Below are 18,977 nucleotides of genomic sequence, written 5' to 3' on the forward strand. Positions count from 1 at the left end.
TTATGGCTCCATAGGTTTCAGTTGACTTTCATCAGCAATGGTTGGCGTTTGCAATTTTTCTTGCTGCTGAATTTGGCGGTGTTTGTATTCGGAAATATGTACACCGTTGTATGTGTCTTTAGAAATAATGTCAGGTATCAGATAGGCATTATGATCTTCAACTTCTCCACCATATTTTGTTTCTGGTAAATAAGTTGAATCATAAGGCTGCACACTAATGATTTCGCCATTTTGATCAGTTTTAAGAATAGATTGCTGATATAAGGCGTGATTTTGAATTTGCTGAGCAGTGCTTGTGGTGTAGTGCAACACAGGTGAAGCAAATACGACATAAGCCACTAAACCTGCAAGCAAAATATAAATCACTGAATCATTACGTGGTGGTGCACGTTCAGGTAAAGCCCGATAAATAATATAAGCAGGATTGATCGGATCTTCTTCTGGTGCTGAGGCACGCCAGAATAAAATAAATCCGACACGTGTTAACGCAATAATGCTTAATAGACTGACCACAAGCACAATACCAATTACCCAGCCTTGATATGCTGTTTCAACAGTTGCTTGTAAAATAAACCCCTTTCCAAAGAAGCCACTAAAAGGTGGTAAACCAGCGAGCATCATGGCAATTAAGAAATAAGTCAGCATGGCTGCTTTTTCTTGCTTAATTCTTGGTGCGATTTTTAAGTGATCTTTGAAATCACCGCGTTGCGAAGTCATCCAACCACAGAACAAGTAAAATGCAGCACCGATCAGTGTACTGTGGACTAAATAGAATAGTGCCCCTGACCAAGCTTGCGTATTTGACATAGCAATTGCAGTCAATAATGTACCAATCGAAGACAGCACCATAAAACCAACAAAACGTCTAAGGCGATCTGCACCGATTGCTCCAACCACACCGTATAGAGACGTAATTAAGCCAATTGGAAGAAGCCAACTTTTAAAGATTTCTTGGCTAAGTACATCATTAAATACAGTTCCATTTACACGCAAAATGGCATAGATACCCACTTTAGTCATAATGGTAAAGATCGCTGCGACAGGTGTACTTGCAACGGCATAAGTTTTTGGTAGCCAAAAACCCACTGGTAGCATGGCTGCTTTAATACCAAACACGACAAATAACAGTAGGGCACCAGCGACTGCTAATTTATGTTGATCTGCATCTAAAGTTGGTAAAAGGCGTGAAACGTCAGTCATATTTAGACTGCCTACACTGCCATAAATCATACCAAGGCCAATTAAGAATAGGGCAGAGGCTAAGAGATTGATAATGACATAGTGTACGCCAAGCTGAAAACGTGGTTTGCCTTGTCCATGCAACAGCAAAACATAGGACGCCATAAGCAAGATTTCAAAGAAAACGAACAGGTTGAATAAGTCACCTGTAAGAAATGCTCCGCATAGGCCCATTAAAAGAAAATGGAATATAGCGTGGAAATAGCGACCTCTCGTATCCCAATTCTCACTTGCATACCATAAAACCGGGACTGCTAAGGCATAGGTTAAAACCAGCATAAATGCTGAAAGTCGATCAAGTACCAGCACAATACCAAATGGTGCTGACCACTCGCTCAACTGGTAAACAGTAATTTGGCCTGTATTAGCAACAATCAGATAACTAACAGCAGTGACTAAACCTGCGATTGCTGAGAGCAAGCTAATGCCACGTCGCCAAGGTTGACGCCAGTCTTCTTTTAATGCACCAGCGCCAGGATTGCCTAGAAGCAGTAAAATAAAACCAGTAAATGCCGGGATGAGGATGCTGAAAATTGGTGTATTTGCTTGCCAAAAAGATAAAAAATCAAACATCACGGCTCATCCTCACGTGGGTCGTATGTTGGAGAAATATCTTCTTTTGCATCAACGTGGTCACTACCTGATTCATAACGGCTGCGTAAAGCCAGTTGCACAATAAACGCTGTGGTTGCGAAACCGATAACGATCGCAGTTAAAACAAGCGCTTGTGGAAGCGGATCTGTAATATTGGTAGTCTCCGTTAGGATAGCTGGCGAGCTGACTTGCAGACGGCCCATCGCAAACAAAAATAAGTTAACCGCATAACCTAGTACGGCTAAACCCAACACAACAGGAAAGGTACGCGCACGCAAAATAAGATAGATGCCTGTAGCAACAAGTAGCCCAATGGCAGAGGCCAGTAAGAATTCTAAACTGATCATGATGATTTCTCCCCATGAGGTACAGGACCAGACATACTCGAGTGGCGAGAGTCTCCTAATACAGAAATGAGTAGCATAGTGGCGCCTACCACGGTGATATACACACCCAAATCAAAGCTTGCTGCTGAAGCCAGATGTAGTTTTCCTAAAATTGGTAACTCAACATAGACATGAGCACTAGTTAAGAATGGACGTGCCCAGAACCATGCGGCAATACCAGTTAAGCCCGCAATTGTTAAACCAGAACCAATCCAGATTTCATAAAGACGACCAGATTGTGCTTTTAACATTTGTTCTGCTTGATCTTGACCTAAAGCAATGTATTGAATAATGAGTGCCATTGAGGTAATTAAACCTGCAATGAAGCCACCGCCAGGGTAGTTATGTCCGCGCATAAAGATATAGACACTTACCACTAACGCTAAAGGTAAAACCCAAGAGGCCGTAATACGGAACATAAGCGGAGATGGGTTAAAGCGGTAGGTGAGGCCTTGTGTCATGGTAGTACCGTGTACGCGCATGCCATCCATAAGACATAGCGCACCAATCGCAGCAATGCCTAATACGGTAATTTCACCAAAGGTATCGAAACCACGGAAGTCCACCAAAATAACATTCACGATGTTAGAACCACCGCCAAGTGGTAAAGATTGCTGAGCAAAGAACCATGAAATCGAATTATGGTTACGCGTTAAAATGAGCCACGTAATCCAGCCGATACCTAAACCACCAATAATTGCTAAAAATGCATCTCTTAAACGTCTTGAGCGAGTAGATTCATAAGGTGTCAGCTGTGGTAGTAAAGACAAACTCATCAACAAAAGAACAGTCGTAACCACATCTACCGTAATTTGAGTAAGTGCTAAGTCAGGTGCAGACATCGTAACAAACACCATGGTCACCACGAGACCAATTGCACCGCTAATGAGTACAGCTTTGATGCGTTCATGGTGAAACCAGAGCATCATCCAGCAACCTGAGAATAAGGTTAGCCAAAGCACAACTGCAATCCATGGGGCATGAGTAAGCTCGCGTGTACCAGTGGTAAGCCCTTGATTGAGCAAAGGCATGGTCACCATGATGATGCTAAAAGCAATGATTAAAAACAGGTAGCTTTGCAAAGAACCATTTTCGGTTTTTTGTTTGATTTTTCGGCTCGTTAATAATAAATGCTTTAAGAATAAATCAAATAAAATACGGCCTTGTAAGCGACCGAGCCTTGGATCAAGGTCGATCTTACGAATCATGCCATCTTTTGCTAGGGCAAAATAGAAAAGCGTACCTCCAGCCAAGGCAATAATACTCATGACTAATGGCGCATTGAATCCATGCCAAATTGCAAGATGAGTTCCTGCAAAATCAGGCTGCATAAGACTTGCGCGTGTCACACTGTTAACTAAAGGCTCGACCAGTAGGGCAGGGAAAATACCGACCAAAATACATAGTGCCGCGAGCAATATAGCTGGTGCTCTCATGCCGATAGGTGGCTCGTGGGCATTTTTATTTGGAACTTGTTTACCCAATGGGCCATCAAAAAATACGCCGTGAACTAACCGAATTGAATAACTCACTGCAAAAATACCGGCAAGGGTCGCAATAATACTGGCAAAAATAACAGCCGATCCTGAAAGGTTCGCTAACAGTTCGGTAAAGAACATTTCTTTAGAAATAAAGCCATTGGTAAGAGGAACACCTGCCATTGAGGCTGCAGTGATCATAGTGAGCGTTGCGGTAAACGGCAGTAGCTGCCAAACGCCACTTAATTTTCTAAGATCACGTGTACCTGTTTCATGGTCAATAATCCCTGCAATCATAAACAGGGCAGCTTTAAAGGTTGCGTGGTTAATAATGTGAAAAATTGCAGCGGCAACCGCTAAAGGTGAACCAATACCTAACAAGCAGACAATAAGACCTAAATGACTAATAGTGGAATAGGCTAATAATCCTTTTAAATCTTCTTTGAAGATAGCAAAGCATGCCGCCATACAAAGCGTGAATAGGCCGACAAACGTGACAATGTTGTGATAAAGCGCCGCACCAATAAAGATAGGTGCAAGACGTGCTAATAAGAAAATACCTGCCTTAACCATGGTGGCAGAGTGCAAATAGGCTGACACCGGGGTGGGTGCTGCCATTGCATTGGGTAACCAAAAATGAAAAGGGAACTGAGCACTTTTAGTAAAAGCACCAAGTAGGATAAGCAAAAGCATCGGAACAAAAAGATGATGACTTTGAATGAGCTCTTTCATTCCGACAATATCATTAATTTCATAGGTTCCTGTGATTTGCCCTAATAAGACAAATCCACCTAGCATGGCGAGTCCACCCATTCCTGTAATGGTAAGTGCCATGCGCGAGCCACGTTGAGCAGCTTCGTAATGACTCCAGTAACCCACTAATAAGAAAGATGAGATACTGGTAAGTTCCCAAAACACTAATAAAATAATTAAATTGTTTGAAAGGGAAATACCCAGCATTGCTGCCATAAACAGCATGAGTAATAAATATAATTTACTTAATGAATTTTTAGGGCCTAAATAATAATAGGCATAAATATAAATGAGTGTACCGATACCGGTAATAAGAAGAGAAAATAATAAACCAAGGGCATCAAGTCTAAAGCTCAGATTAATTCCTAATTGCGGTAACCAATCCCAACTTTGTTGAATGCTTGCACCACCAAGCACAGTTTTAGCCTGAGTCAGTAATAAACCAAAACTGGTTAAACTGACTCCGATCGCCCCTAAAGCCGTTACTCCACGTGAAAACCGTTGAAGCAATGAAACAAGGGTGGTGCCTAATATTAACGGTAATAAGATAATTATCGGTAGCACACTCGTATCCATATATAATTTAGACCGAAGCCTAAAGGTGAAATTTTCATTTCAGAATAGATAGGAATTCAAAGAGATTTCCAAAGCTTATATTCTGAAAACCCGACCAAATTAGAAAAATAAAGCGAGAAACAAGTTGTATTGCGCAACTTGAATAATAAAAACGCAAAATGAAATTTATTGTACACTAAAAAATCATTAAAAATCTGATGTTATTACATGTGGTAACAACATCTAGTGATTTTTCAGCTCAAAAAACAGATTTCATCGTATATTTAGCGAATCCGGTTTTTATTATAAAAATTGAGCTATATGGATAATAACGTCTACAGAGATGAGGTTTCTTCCGAAGTATCTCCTGCATGAATCATACGTAATAATTCATTTTTTTGTTGTTCATTTAAGTTTTGAATTTGTTGGTACAAATTGTCGATCTGGGCTGTTGTAGGTTCAGTATCAGGTGGCAAAGTATCTATATGTGGTGCTAAAGCTTCATCTCGATGCAAGAGGGTATAAAGGTGTTCGAGCTGCTGCTGAGTCGTATTTAAATCAAGTTGACCTACTTTGCCATGTTCTAATTTAAAACATTGATAAGCAGTCGCATGCTCAAGTAATTCTTCACGGCTCCCAGTCACTATGATTTGTAAACGCGGAAATGCTTGATGAAGTCGATTTAAAATTTCTGAACAATGTTGAGCATCTAGTTGTGAATCGATCTGGTCAATTAATAAAATTCCTTCGCCTTCAAGGCAAGGATCTAAGCTGAGTGGGTTGAGCAAACAAAGTCTGCGTACAACATCCCCTACGAGTGCGATCCATGTTTTTGTGGTATTGGAAAGTTGTTGAAATGCTAAAGCTTCACCTTTGTAATGTACCATGAGTTGAAGCCGTGGATGATATTGTAGGTAAAGGTCTTCAAGTTCTGGAAATATAATCTTTAACGCTGATTTAAGCGCATATAGATTTGGTGAAGGAAGCTGTTTAGGTTGCCCTGCCAATTCGATTTGAAGCTGATGTAAAAGTTCTTCCTGATTTTGTGGATTAGATTGTTTTGAAATAATTCGTTGTACAACCTGCGCTGCTTGCGCATTTTCAATATCGCTAATTTCACGTAACCATTCAAAAAAGCGAGTAAAAGTTGTAAACGGGATTAAACTAATTTCATAAGCAGAAATAGACTGAGTAATACCTGGAAGGTTTTTATTGAGTAAATTTATATCGTTAACAAATCGTTCAGATGGGTAATAGGCAAGTAGAGGAAGTCCTTGAAGCGGGTCTTTTCTGGTGACTTGATGATAAAGCGTAACAGTTTGATCGAGCTGCTGAGTTTCAACTTGACTAATACCCACACCAGTTGCATTTAAGGTCTTAAATAGTTTCCAACTACAAACGGATGTGTCGGTTTGCTGTGCAGATGTAGTTTCAGGTAATTGCCCGAACTCTGAAGGAATATGGATACTCACTTCTATTTTAGATTGTAAACGAGAATGAGTAATGTCTTGATCGGGCATGACAACACCCGGAGTGCGGACATCTTTAAGACGCGCAGGAAACCACGTTAAAGCATGGTAAATATGCTTGAGTAGCATACTTTTACCGGTTGCCTGCTCACCTAAAATTAAAGTAATCGGTTGCTTATCATATTGAAACTGGATCTTTAGGTCATGAAACAGAGCAACATGTTTAAATTGGATGGATTGAAGTCTCATAGGCTCACCTAATTATGAGCGCTTCAACCAACCGACTTACGAAGACTTAAAGGCGCCCTTACTTTTAATTGTTGTATCAGATCATAAAGATGATGGATGTTTAGACTTACTTTAGCACGAGTACAGGCCACGTAAAGTAATCTTAATTCCTCATCTGTAATCTTGTGTTCTAAGCCATTAATTTTAAATTGATAATCATCTTCAATATGGACGCGGTTCCACTCTAGTCCTTTTGCTTTATGGGCAGTCGAGATGACATAGTCAGCTTGCTCAAGTGGGGTAATCTTTGCAAGTGCTTTTTTCAGTGGGTCGGTACCGTGATCATCCACCAGTTTAACCAATGGTTTAATATCACTTCCCTCATTGGTTTCACAGTATTCATGAACATCATGCCATGAGTTAAACCATGCTAACTCGGGGACGTCAGTAACTCGTTTTCCTTGCTTCAAGAGGCTTGCAGCATCTACAAAACGGTTTAGCTTTTGATGGTCAGCTTGCAAACTCACTTTATCGCCGTGAACTAAGCCTGCCAATAACAGCTCCATTGCGCGAGCATTAGTACGACATAAAATCGCATCACGCATTTTTGTATGCGGTTTATTGACTACGCTTGATTTTTGGTTCGGATTACCAAGTAAAGGAACTGTCTCATTTAAGCCACCTAATAACGCATTGGCAACATCGGCAATTGCCTCTCCAAAACGAAAAGAAGTGGTGAGGCGAGACTCAGGCAAAGGCAGTTGTTGCATGGCATTTACTGCACCACGCCACGCGTAGATTTGCTGATGAGCATCACCTACATAAATAACCTGCGTACTTTTTTGACGTAGCAAAATACCCAACATTAAAGGGTCAGCATCTTGGGCTTCATCAAATAAGACATAATCTGCCGGAATGTTAGGTTCAGACAATGCCCAAAGCTTGAGATAAATATCATGACCAATTCCCGCTTGATGGTTTGGGTCGATGGACTCAAGCCAGCGGCGTTCAACAGCAGGGTAAAGGTGGGTCTGTAGCTCAGTAATATCGTCTGGATGTAACCAGTTTGGCGCCTGAATATGTCGAGGCGCTGGATATTGAGAACTGGTCGAACAGAAATAGCTTACTGCATTTGCGACAAGACTCGCTAATCGACTTGGCATTAAGACGTATTTTTCATAACGTCCACCCATCATGCGTCGTAAGGTAATCGGTTCTAGTCGATATTCTTTGGCAATAAAACTTGGACTTAAGCGAGGTAAGCGTAATTTATCAGTCACACCACGTGGCACACTACGAAACGCGAGTGAGTGAAAAGTACGGCAGTCTACATTGCGATGAAATTTGTTCTGAGCTTCGCCTGCAATGGCTTTGTTAAATGCTAAATACATACCACGCCGTTCAGGCATGGCATCACTAATCATTTGTAACGTAGTAGTTTTACCTGTGCCCGCATAGGCAATCACTTTAAATGATTGCCCAAGACGTGCGTTATCTATGGCAATTACTTGCTCATAGGTGGCTTTAGGTTTTTCGATATTCGACACTGAGTGATTTTAAACCTTATTGCGGTTAGCTTTTTCAACTAAACCAGATAAACCCTGACGACGACCTAACTCGTCAATAATAAGCTGTGGATTAAGATCGAAATAACCCAACATGACAATACTATGGAACCACAAATCGGCAGTTTCATAAATCAAGTCATTTAAATTGCTTTCTGTATTTTGAGCAGCGTAGTCTTTCGCAGCAATAATAGTTTCTACGCTTTCTTCGCCAACTTTTTCTAAGATTTTATTAATGCCTTTTTTGTAGAGGCTTGCAACATATGAAGTGTCTGCTTCTGCTTGCTTACGCTCTTGCATCAATTGCCCTAAGTGAGCAAGCACATCAACTTGTTCAGTCGTGTGAGCATGATCGTGGCTTTCAGTTTTAGCATTATCACCATAAATTGCAGTAGGGTCTTTTAACTGTGCATCGACAATTTCCCAGCCCTGTGGGGTGAGTTTACGGTAGAAACAAGACTCACGACCTGTATGACATGCGATACCGCCATGTTGCTCAACTTGTAATACAATCACGTCGCCATCGCAGTCTAAACGAATTTCATAAACCGTTTGGAAATGGCCTGATTCTTCACCCTTGTGCCAGAGTTTTTGGCGAGAGCGAGAGAAGTATACAGCCTGATTTTTTTCTGCTGTGAGCGCAAGTGCTTCACGGTTCATCCACGCTACCATCAAAATACGTCTGGTTTGATGATGTTGAGCAATGGCAGGGATAAGACCTTGTTCGTTAAATTTTACTTCATCGAGCCATTGCGTGTTATTCATGAGGAATCACCAAAGAAATATGAACTATAAATTGATTTCTGTCAGATGCTAAAAAATAGCTTGTATAGTGTACGGCATCAACGCCACTTTGCGGAAAAATTCTTTGTTCTTTTTGTCTTTGTCAACGTAATGAATAGCTTGCACTTCTTACTTATGAAGAGCCTATTTAGGTGGCTGAGTCGTTATAATATTTGAAATCTCAATCAAATTTTGATCTGGATCGCGAATATAAACTGAAAGGATAGGGTGTATTGCACCAGTACGTTCAACAGGACCTTCTTCAATTTGAATATTTAACTGATTAAGGTGTGCAATCACTTCTGAAATGGGAGTATCTGAAATAAAACATAGGTCGGCAGATCCGGGAGTTGGCTGTAATGCCTTAGGTTCAAACTCGTTACCTTGCTGGTGTAAATTTATTTTTTGATTTCCAAACTGTAGAGCCTTTCTATCACCTTTAAAAGTAATGACCTCAAATCCTAATACGGTTTGATAGAAATTACATGTATTCTCAATACTGGCAACAGTTAAAACAAGATGATCAAGATGGCTGATTTTCATATGCTATTCACTATCATTTGGATGGGTTAATAGTCAGACAAGGATTCATTTTTTAAATGAAACGCACTGCTTTCTTTAGTTAATTGAGCGACTTGATCATAATTAAGTTGTCGAAATGGACCAGTCTTTAAGCCTGAAATCGTAATTGCCATTTCTTTTCGAAAATAAGGAATTTGATACATCCAAGGGAAAACTAGATCTCTTAAACTTCCCGCCCACCAATGGTCAGATTGATATAGTGGTGTTAGTAAGCGACTAAGAAATTGATAAAACTGGATGGATGAACGGCGAAGCTGGTGATAATGCTGCCAGAGCAAGGACCAATCAATATTCTGGTTTTTTTGAGCTTGCCGCAATGATTGAGAAAAAGCCCAAGCATCTAATAATGCCATATTCGCACCTTGTCCTAACTGAGGACTCATTGCATGAGCTGCATCTCCAATTACCCCAATTCGACCTTGACCAAATTGGGTCATGACGACATCACGATAGTTTGCAGATAACCATTTAGGCTGAGTTTGACTGTTATACAAAATTTCTTTGAGCCACTCTGCAACATTGGGCCAACGCTCAGAGACTTGCTTTAACCAGGCTTGTTTCGCCTGCTCATCTTGCAAAAAGTTTTGTAATTGTGTGGTAGGTAAGCTCCAAAATATACTCGAAAGGCGCTGTTGAGGTTCGGTTGGAATCGCTCCGGTAGGAAGAATTCCCATCATAATTTTCGAGCGATCATAAAATTGATGCAGAATTTCAGAATCGAGTACTTTACACTCAGGCACGATACTCCATGCCGCACCCCATGGATAAGCTTGATCAACTTTTACCCATGCTTTAGGGCGTAATTGACTACGAGCACCATTGGCAATGAGTAGGCCATCAAAACAAGCATCAAACTTTTGGTTTTGATGACTGCCGAATAGCCGAACCTCTTCGTTATGTTCTTCAAATTTTTCAACAGAATGGTTCATATGCCAAGTAATCTGGCTTGAATACTCGCTAAGCTTTTGAGTGAGTACATGACACAAAGTGGCACGGTGTATACCTAAACCATAAAGATTTGCTGATGCTTCGTGATAGTGACTGTTAACTAAAAGACGCTTGTCCGGAAGTTGCCCTTCTAGGCCTGTGACTCTTGCACCTAATGTTAAGGCTTTGTCGAGTACACCTAAGTATTCAAAGACTGCTAAACCCGCAGGTTGTAGCAGTAAACCGGCCCCTACTGGAGATAAATCATCAACTTGTTCAAAAATAGTAACGTGGTTGCCTTCACGGGCGAGCAAAATGGCAGTTGCTAAACCTGCTGTACCTGCACCAACAATGGCAAAATGAGGTGTTTTCATTGTTTGTTCTTTTCAAGCATTTACAGCTTCAATTTAGCAATGAACGAATAAACGATCTATATTTTTTTAAAATTAAAGTTTAGGCATAAAAAAATCCCTTGCGAGGCAAGGGATTTAGAATTTATTTCAACACACGCCAAAGCGCTAATAAACTACTCAGCACAATTAAAATAATGGAAACAAACCAAGGGCTAATAATGGCAATGGTTAGTAAAATCAGCATGGTACTGCCAAACATCCAGCTACGACGCTGTTGATGTTCCATTTGCAAACGGAGTTGCTGAATTTCACGTAACTGACGGTCCTGCCAAGCAGACTGATTCTTTAAACCATTTAAGCTATCAATAATTAAGCTTGGGAAATCTTGAGCGCCTAAAAGCAGGTCAGGTAATTGCTGGCCAAGTTCTTTTACATTTTTGACTGGGTTCATGTTGGATTTAACCCATTCTGTCAAAATAGGTTTTGCCAATTTCCAGATGTCGAGTTGCGGATAAAGGTCCGTACCTAAGCCTTCTACATGCACTAAAGTTTTGAGCAGCAGCATGAGCTGTGGTGGAATCTCAAGATGGAAGCGACGGGCAATGTCCATCACTTGAATTAAGATACCTGCAAAATCAAGTTGATCCATTGGTTTAGACACCATTGGCCCAACAGTACGGCGCATCTCACGTGCTAAAGCGTCTTGATCGGTACCCGGTGGAATCCAGCCAGCTTGATGCACAATTTGAATAAGCTGCATAAAGTTGCTGTTCATTACGGCAAGTAACATGCGGGCAACCGTCATCTGGTCATGCTTAGAAAGCTCACCCATGATCGCACAATCCAGTGCAATAAAGCGTGGATTGCTTGGGTTGATGGTTTCTACAAAGACATTGCCAGGGTGCATGTCGGCATGGAAAAAGTTATCGCGGAATACTTGTGTAAAGAAAATAGTTAAGCCTTTTTCTGCAAGTTGTGCGCGGTCCATGCCTAAACGATCAAAGGTTGCCGTGTCTGAAATAGGTACACCAGTAATACGTTCAGCCACCATAACATCTTTGGTGTCCATGTAGACTTCTGGCACATACATCATGGTTGAGCCAGTAAAGTAATGGCGCATACGACGAGTGTTATCTGCCTCAATACTCAAGTCCAGCTCATTTAAAATGATCTGGCGGTAGTCTTGAATAATTTCAGATAAATGTAATGCACGAGCAGCTTCAAGGCGGCTTTCTAGTGTATTTCCTAGCCATGCCAAAATTTCAAAGTCTTGTAAAATCTGGCTACGAATATCTGGACGAGTGACTTTAACAACAACTTCTCGGCCATCATGTAGTGCCGCTGTATGAACTTGTGCAATTGAGGCAGCAGCAAGGGGTTGGTCATCAAAGCGAGCAAATAGTGTATTTACGTCTGCTTTTAAAGAATCTTGAATACGTTGTTTGGCAACATTGCTATCAAACGGTTTCACCTGATCTTGAAGTAAAACCAATTGAGCGAGTATTTCAGGTGGAATTAGGTCGCGTCGAGTTGACAGTAACTGCCCAAGCTTAATTGCAAGTGGTCCCATGTCTTCTAAAGCTTCTTTAAGCTTTAAAGGATTCTTGCGCTCACGACTCGACCATGCTGCCGGATGCATTTTAATAATATTTAATGCATGTTTAGCTTTAACTGGTAGTTCATCCGCAGGGAACAACGTATCGAGTCTATAGTGCGCTGCAATACGCCAAAGTTCGAGTAAACGTGAAACGTGCGGAATCATATACGGTCTTACCTAGTCTTGAGTGGGTTGTAGTTGTGCATTGAGCTGCTGTAATTTAGCTTCTAGACGGTCAATATCTTGATTAAGCTTACGCGTAGCTTGATTTAAATCGTCCATTTCCCAACGTGGGGCAAATAAACCACTGTCTTCTTTTAAAGCATCTTCAGCGAAAAATAAATAGCTTTGAAGAGAGCGTTTTAGATGCTTGGGTGCAAGTTGAATCTTACCAATTTCATGGGCGAGTTGAGGGCCAACCCATTTTGATAAATGCGCAGCTAAATCAGGTTCAGTCTGCTGCATAATTTTTTGAATATCCTGTAATAGGTGATAGTCACCTTGTAGCGGGATATTACCAATCTGGTCGGGATCGCTCACCAATAGTTTGATGAGTTCAACAACATCTTTGACATGTAAAGTAGCTGTTGCTTCAGAAATTTTAAATTGCGGATCAAAAGGGCGTTGTTCAAAAATAGAAGGTTTTTCGCTGTGCCCAGTTGCAGTAGGTTCAAGACGTACTTTTTCTTGGTCAAAGAATACATCGACAGAAAGCTGCGGGCTATCGATGACAACACGCAACATTTTGCCCTGTAACTGATTGAGCTGAATGCGGGTTAATGCATCCAGATCGATCAGATGATGAATGATACGTTCGACTGCACCGAGTGCTAGAATCGACCACATATCGCTTCCCTTACAGTTTGAAACCGCGGTGAACAGCAACAATACCGCCAGTCAGGTTGTGATAGTCACAGTTCTGGAAGCCAGCATTTTCCATCATGCCTTTTAAGGTACGTTGGTCTGGATGCATACGAATTGATTCAGCCAAATATTTATAACTTTCTGAGTCATTGGCAACCAATTTACCCATAATCGGTAAAGCGGTGAATGAGTAGAGGTCATAAAGTTTTGAAAAAGGCTCAAATACTGGTTTAGAAAACTCAAGAATCAGTAAACGACCACCTGGTTTAAGTACACGGAACATAGAAGCAAGCGCAGCATCTTTATCCGTTACGTTGCGTAGACCAAAGCTAATGGTAACAAGGTCAAAGCTGTTATCTGCAAAAGGTTCTAAAGTTTCAGCATTGGCAAGTACGAAATCGACATTGGTACAGCCTGCATCAATCAGACGGTCACGGCCAACATTCAGCATAGATTCGTTAATGTCTGAAAGTACCACATGACCTTGAGGACCAACTTCACGGCTAAATACTTTTGCTAAGTCGCCTGTACCACCAGCAATATCCAACACGTGTTGACCACGGCGAACACCAGACATGTTAATTGCAAAGCGTTTCCATAAACGGTGAATACCAAATGACATCAAGTCATTCATAAGGTCATATTTGCTTGCAACCGAGTGGAAAACTTCAGCAACTTTTTGAGCTTTATCTTCGGTTCGAACTGTTGAGTAACCAAAGTGAGTTGTTTCACCAACATTGCCAGTGTTGCCTGCACCACGTGGTAAATTATATTTTGGTACAGAACCGCTAACAGGTGTATCTGTTAAGGTTTGCTGTAAAGTTTGTTGTTGCCCTTGAGGGGTACCTTGCGGTAAAGGTGAGCTTAGGAATGGGCTAACTTTGTCTGAACTTTGTGCCTGCTCAGTTGGAGATGTTGGCTTTTGGTTTTCGTTAGACATATTGTCTCTCCTAGACTCAAACTCAAGTGAAACGGAATAAGTTTTGCATGATGACAGATTTTGTCTATTTTTACAGGCATCATCATGCAAATATAATGAATAAAATCTCAACTTCGCGAGGTTGAGTTTTTTCTATGTGCCGACCTTATCACACTCTAAACGGATTCGGATGTCCTGAATGTACTTTTTCAACAATCTGACGTTCTTTTTCCGTAAAAGTCTTAATAAAAGCCTCTGCTGATTTTAATGGTTTCATTGCGGTAAAACCATCTTGAATAAAATCATACATCAATTCGAAGTGATATTTTTGTGCAATACCTTTACACATTTTAAAAGCAGTGAACATCATAAATGAACGCATGTATTTATCGAGTGCTATCCCTAAGTCATCAAGAAGGGCAAGTTGCTGGTAACGGGCTTCGGCCTGATCAAGCTTGATTAAGGTTAAACGCATGATCTCATCAGTGAGTACTGTATCTGCTGGATAGTCTTCAAGAAGCTGCATAGCCACTTGTTCATCAAGTTGCGTGGCAAGTACAGCCAAACTTACCGACTTTGTTCCTGTTTTAATTGCGTTTTCAGGTAGGACTTTTTCTGCTTTATGGGCATATTTCAATAATCGTTCAATTTGTGCAGCAAGCGCATCAAACTCTGGGCCACCATATAAACGGTTTAAAAAATACTCTGACATGAGCTTGTGCTCTGGCAGATTAAAAAAGTCGTGATGCGTTTCTTTCATCCGCTCTTTTAACCATGTTTGTACATCTTGCAAACGCTGGGCAAGCACTGGATTATCGTGATAATTAAATGTTTTATATTGTTGTAAAAGATCATCAAAAGCAGCGAGTTTAGACATTTAAGGCTCTAATATTGGGCTATTTGCAAAAAATCATAAAAGGCATTGTAACCTTCTACTATGGCGAGTAGATGTAAAAAAAATGATTTATGCGTCAATTTTTAGACAGAATTTTGCTGCAATGACATAATTTGTATAGCAATTCATCATCTAAGCGCATAAGTTAAATAACAACGAAATTAAACAATAAAAGATTAGAGCAGTGGACTATGAGTGAACAACAACCAAAATTTGAAATTCGAGACGAAGAACAGCTTTCGGTCGATTTGATTGAAGCACAATATGCTTTAAAAGATAGTCGCGGTAAAAAAAATGCTAAAAGTACGCTCATTTTAATGAGTGGCATCGAACTGGCCGGAAAAGGTGAGGCTGTTAAACAGCTTCGAGAATGGTTAGATCCGAGATATTTAAGGGTAAAAGCAGATGCACCGCGTGTGCTGACAGATACAGAAGCTTTTTGGCAGTCATATTCAGAGTTTATTCCGACTGAAGGCCAAATTGTGGTGATGTTTGGCAATTGGTATAGCGACTTGTTGGTTACCGCGACGCATGTGTCAGAGCCTTTGGATGAGGCACGTTTTGATGCATATGTGGAAAATATGCGTTCATTTGAACAAGACCTAAAAAATAATTATGTCGATGTGATTAAAGTCTGGTTTGATCTTTCTTGGAAATCATTGCAAAAACGTTTAGATAAAATAGACCCTTCTGAACAACATTGGCATAAACTCCACGGCCTAGACTGGCGTAATAAAAAACAATATGACACTTTGCAAAAGTTACGCCGCCGCTTCACTGACGATTGGTACATTATTGATGGGGAAGATGAAAAACAGCGCGATCAATTTTTTGCTCAGTATCTTTTACAACATATGCGTCAGCTACCTGAACATGAAAGTGAAGTCAAAGGGAAATGGCAGCAGGCCAAGATTCCCGAGAGTTTATTAAAACCTGCTCAAGAACAGCTTGATAAAGCTGAGTACAAAAAAGAGCTCGATAAACTCAGCAAAAAAATTGCCGATACCATGCGTTTTGATAAACGTAATTTTGTGATTGCTTTTGAAGGAATGGATGCTTCGGGCAAAGGGGGTGCCATTAAGCGAATTGTGAAAAACTTAGACCCACGTGAATATGATATTCATTGTATTGGAGCACCTGAACGTTTCGAAGCAAGGCATCCTTATTTGTGGCGTTTTTGGAACCGCATTAATGAAGCCGAAAAAATTACGATTTTTGACCGTACTTGGTATGGCCGAGTGCTAGTAGAACGTGTGGAAGGTTTTGCGTCACCTTTGGAATGGCAAAGGGCATACGACGAAATTAATCGCTTTGAAAAAGATTTATTTGATAGCCAAACTATTGTGGTAAAAATTTGGCTAGCGATTAGTAAAGATGAGCAAGAACAACGTTTTAAAGCCAGAGAAGAGACACCGCATAAACGCTTTAAAATTACCGCAGAAGACTGGCGTAATCGTGACAAATGGGATGATTATTTAAAAGCAGCAGCAGATATGTTTGAACGAACCAGTACCGAATATGCTCCTTGGCATATTGTTGCCACTGATGATAAATATACTGCGCGTTTAGAAGTGTTAAGAGCGATTTTAAAACAGTTAAAGGCAGACTAACGTCTCCTTTAACTGTTTGAATATTATTGAACTGTTGGTTGTACAAATTGATCCTCAATTGAAGAGGATTTTGTAGCAAGAGTTTGTCGATTGCGAAATACAATAAGCGTTGCAATCAAACTGATGATTGCGGCAAACATTAACCAGAAAGCAGGCATACTTTTGCTGCCAGATTCTTGTACAAGATATGTGGCAATCATAGGGGTTAACCCACCAAATATAGAAGTGGCAAGACTATACGCTACAGAAAAACCAGCAATTCTTACGGAACTTGGCATCATTTCAGTTAGGGAAACAACCAATGCGCCGTTATAGAAACTATAGAGCAGAGATAGCCATAGTAGTGAAAGTAACATGTGTGCCAAACTAATGTTTTGAGTTAGCCAACTTAATAAAGGATAAGCACTTACAAAAATTAAAATGGTTGTGGTGATTAATAATGGCTTTCGGCCAATTTTATCTGATAAATAACCACCAATAGGTAATAAAATAAAATTACTTGCTCCTACCATCACTGTTGCAAATAAGCTTTCTGTGCTTGTTAAGTGTAGGACTTCTTTTCCATAAGTTGGGGTGTAAACTGTAATGAAATAGAACATGGTTGTGGTTGTTGCAACCATACACATTCCAACAACTACAATTTTCCAATTCGCTGCAAGCGTTGACATAATTTGTCTAGTAGTTGGATGCTCTTTTCGAGATGAAAAAGCTTCAGTTTCGGCTAAGGATTTACGTAACCAGAATATAAACGGAATAATTGCACAGCCGACAAAAAATGGAATACGCCAAGCCCAGGCATCAACTTGAGCTTTTGTAAAGGCTAGACTGACTAAATAGCCTAATGTAGCAGCAAAAATTACAGCAACTTGTTGGCTGGCAGATTGCCAACTGGTAATAAAACCACGGTTATGTGGTTCCGCAATTTCAGATAAGTAAACCGAAACACCACCTAACTCAACGCCAGCTGAGAAACCTTGGGCTAAACGGCCAACAAATATTAAGACAGTGGCTGCAAAGCCGATAGTGGCATATCCAGGTGTTAGTGCAATTAACAATGAGCCAATTGCCATAATACTTAAGGTGACCATCAATCCTTTTCGGCGTCCAATTCGATCGACATATGGACCTAAGACGAGTGCACCAATTGGTCGCATTAAAAAACTAACGGCAAATACCAAAAAAGTTTTCATTAGCGCGGCGTAGCTGCTATCAGAATGGAAAAAAGTTTCACCTATCGCTTTTGCATACAGACCGAAGAGAAAAAAGTCATATTGTTCTAGGAAGTTGCCACTGGTCACATTAAAAATGGCACGTAAACGGGATGTTGATTGTCCATATTCCACAATGGCTCTCCGTATTTCATTTGGCATTGTAAACTGAATAATAGACTTTTAAACTTTAGTAAAACTTAAAAAAATAAGTGAAGATTAAAGTTTTTAATATATCTTTTGTTTTATTGTGTAAATTTTAAAAGTAAAAAATAAGGCACAGTCATGTGCCTTAAAATTATGATAGGACTATATTAATGCTCAAGTACTGTTGAGCTGCGTCCTTTTTGTTGGATACGTTTAGCAAGATTGTAGCTGTCATTTAAGTGAGTTTGGGCTATTTTTTTCATCATAAAATAACCTAAACTTGCTGCAACAATTTGTCCGCCTAACGGAATAAATTTCGTCACCTGTTTCGTTACGATTTTGCCAAAGAAACCGTTAAAGGTTTTTTTAACGGTTGTACGCGCGACCACAAAACCTGAAAATTGAAAGCCACGTTTACGCAATTCATCCCAATGAATGGTTTTTGTTTTTGGATCATAGACGCTGACATGTTCAGGTGCTAAACCAAAACGGGAATTAATATCAGGAATAAGCTGTGACAAAATTCCCAAATCTACTACCACGTCAAAAAAAGGAATGGGTACAATTGCTGCACCAGCAGAGACGTAAGCTCTTTTTTGAATGAGATCGTGGCACTCATCGCGAATTTGTTCCAGATTTAGGCTAGGATCAATATAGTCAGGAATGTTATCAATTTTCATAATGTTTACCTGTAATGGGTTCCTTAAAGGTGTCTTCCAAACACAAGGCAAGTGACACCTAAAGTTAGATTATGCTGTGTTTAAACCAACGTGACATAGTCAGATTCAGTTGTATAGTAATGAATGTTTATGATTTTGTGCATAA

The 18,977-nt window shown here is 40.3% G+C and carries 15 protein-coding genes; 1 reads left to right on the forward strand and 14 read right to left on the reverse strand.

Annotated elements, in window-relative coordinates; genetic code table 11:
* The 12 genes from J678_RS14980 to J678_RS15035 all read right to left on the reverse strand — a co-directional run bounded on the left by J678_RS14980 (position 1) and on the right by J678_RS15035 (position 15,169).
* Positions 1-1,812: a monovalent cation/H+ antiporter subunit D gene (locus J678_RS14980; protein WP_031959257.1), complete on the reverse strand. Its 1,812-nt coding sequence runs from the start codon at positions 1,810-1,812 to the stop codon at positions 1-3.
* On the reverse strand, positions 1,812-2,180 hold the full coding sequence (locus J678_RS14985; RefSeq protein WP_000624229.1) for a Na+/H+ antiporter subunit C: 369 nt from the start codon (positions 2,178-2,180) through the stop codon (positions 1,812-1,814). The genes J678_RS14980 and J678_RS14985 overlap by 1 nt, the downstream gene beginning before the upstream one ends.
* Positions 2,177-5,026, reverse strand: coding sequence for a monovalent cation/H+ antiporter subunit A (locus J678_RS14990; protein ID WP_031955883.1), 2,850 nt, complete (start codon positions 5,024-5,026; stop codon positions 2,177-2,179). Before J678_RS14990 ends, J678_RS14985 begins: the two co-directional genes overlap by 4 nt.
* 314 nt (positions 5,027-5,340) lie before the next feature.
* Positions 5,341-6,723: an AAA family ATPase gene (locus J678_RS14995; protein WP_006580954.1), complete on the reverse strand. Its 1,383-nt coding sequence runs from the start codon at positions 6,721-6,723 to the stop codon at positions 5,341-5,343.
* A gap of 23 nt (positions 6,724-6,746) precedes the next feature.
* Positions 6,747-8,249, reverse strand: a complete 1,503-nt coding sequence (locus J678_RS15000) for a UvrD-helicase domain-containing protein (RefSeq protein ID WP_031955884.1) — start codon at positions 8,247-8,249, stop codon at positions 6,747-6,749.
* 9 nt (positions 8,250-8,258) lie between these two features.
* Positions 8,259-9,032, reverse strand: a complete 774-nt coding sequence (hisIE, locus tag J678_RS15005; RefSeq protein WP_031955885.1) for a bifunctional phosphoribosyl-AMP cyclohydrolase/phosphoribosyl-ATP diphosphatase HisIE — start codon at positions 9,030-9,032, stop codon at positions 8,259-8,261.
* Between the two features lie 162 nt (positions 9,033-9,194).
* The gene (locus tag J678_RS15010; RefSeq protein ID WP_031955886.1) at positions 9,195-9,593 is read right to left on the reverse strand and encodes a VOC family protein; all 399 of its coding nucleotides are present in this window, start codon (positions 9,591-9,593) and stop codon (positions 9,195-9,197) included.
* Between the two features lie 26 nt (positions 9,594-9,619).
* Positions 9,620-10,933, reverse strand: coding sequence for an FAD-dependent oxidoreductase (locus J678_RS15015; RefSeq protein WP_031955888.1), 1,314 nt, complete (start codon positions 10,931-10,933; stop codon positions 9,620-9,622).
* Positions 10,934-11,054: 121 nt separating this feature from the next.
* Entirely contained in the window at positions 11,055-12,674 is a 1,620-nt protein-coding gene (locus J678_RS15020) for an ABC1 kinase family protein (RefSeq protein ID WP_002156982.1), read from the reverse strand.
* 12 nt (positions 12,675-12,686) lie between these two features.
* A complete protein-coding gene (locus J678_RS15025; RefSeq protein WP_031955890.1) occupies positions 12,687-13,355 on the reverse strand; it encodes a ubiquinone biosynthesis accessory factor UbiJ in 669 nt (222 codons plus the stop codon).
* Positions 13,356-13,365: 10 nt separating this feature from the next.
* The gene (ubiE, locus tag J678_RS15030; RefSeq protein WP_002156970.1) at positions 13,366-14,313 is read right to left on the reverse strand and encodes a bifunctional demethylmenaquinone methyltransferase/2-methoxy-6-polyprenyl-1,4-benzoquinol methylase UbiE; all 948 of its coding nucleotides are present in this window, start codon (positions 14,311-14,313) and stop codon (positions 13,366-13,368) included.
* A gap of 148 nt (positions 14,314-14,461) precedes the next feature.
* Positions 14,462-15,169, reverse strand: a complete 708-nt coding sequence (locus J678_RS15035) for an FFLEELY motif protein (protein WP_002157018.1) — start codon at positions 15,167-15,169, stop codon at positions 14,462-14,464.
* Positions 15,170-15,378: 209 nt separating this feature from the next.
* Between J678_RS15035 and J678_RS15040 the strand changes: the two genes are divergently transcribed.
* Positions 15,379-16,797 (forward strand): polyphosphate--AMP phosphotransferase, encoded by a 1,419-nt coding sequence (locus J678_RS15040; RefSeq protein ID WP_002157012.1) that lies wholly within the window; start codon positions 15,379-15,381, stop codon positions 16,795-16,797.
* 23 nt (positions 16,798-16,820) lie between these two features.
* Here J678_RS15040 and J678_RS15045 read toward each other — a convergent pair whose 3' ends face one another.
* Both J678_RS15045 and J678_RS15050 read right to left on the reverse strand, forming a co-directional pair.
* Positions 16,821-18,140, reverse strand: coding sequence for an MFS transporter (locus J678_RS15045; protein WP_016803963.1), 1,320 nt, complete (start codon positions 18,138-18,140; stop codon positions 16,821-16,823).
* A 179-nt stretch (positions 18,141-18,319) separates the two neighbouring features.
* Complete coding sequence (locus J678_RS15050) at positions 18,320-18,832, reverse strand: hypothetical protein (RefSeq protein WP_017393997.1); 513 nt, start codon at positions 18,830-18,832, stop codon at positions 18,320-18,322.
* Positions 18,833-18,977 lie beyond the last annotated feature (145 nt).

This window comes from Acinetobacter sp. 1424608 (assembly GCF_000588255.1).
Lineage (GTDB): Bacteria > Pseudomonadota > Gammaproteobacteria > Pseudomonadales > Moraxellaceae > Acinetobacter > Acinetobacter nosocomialis.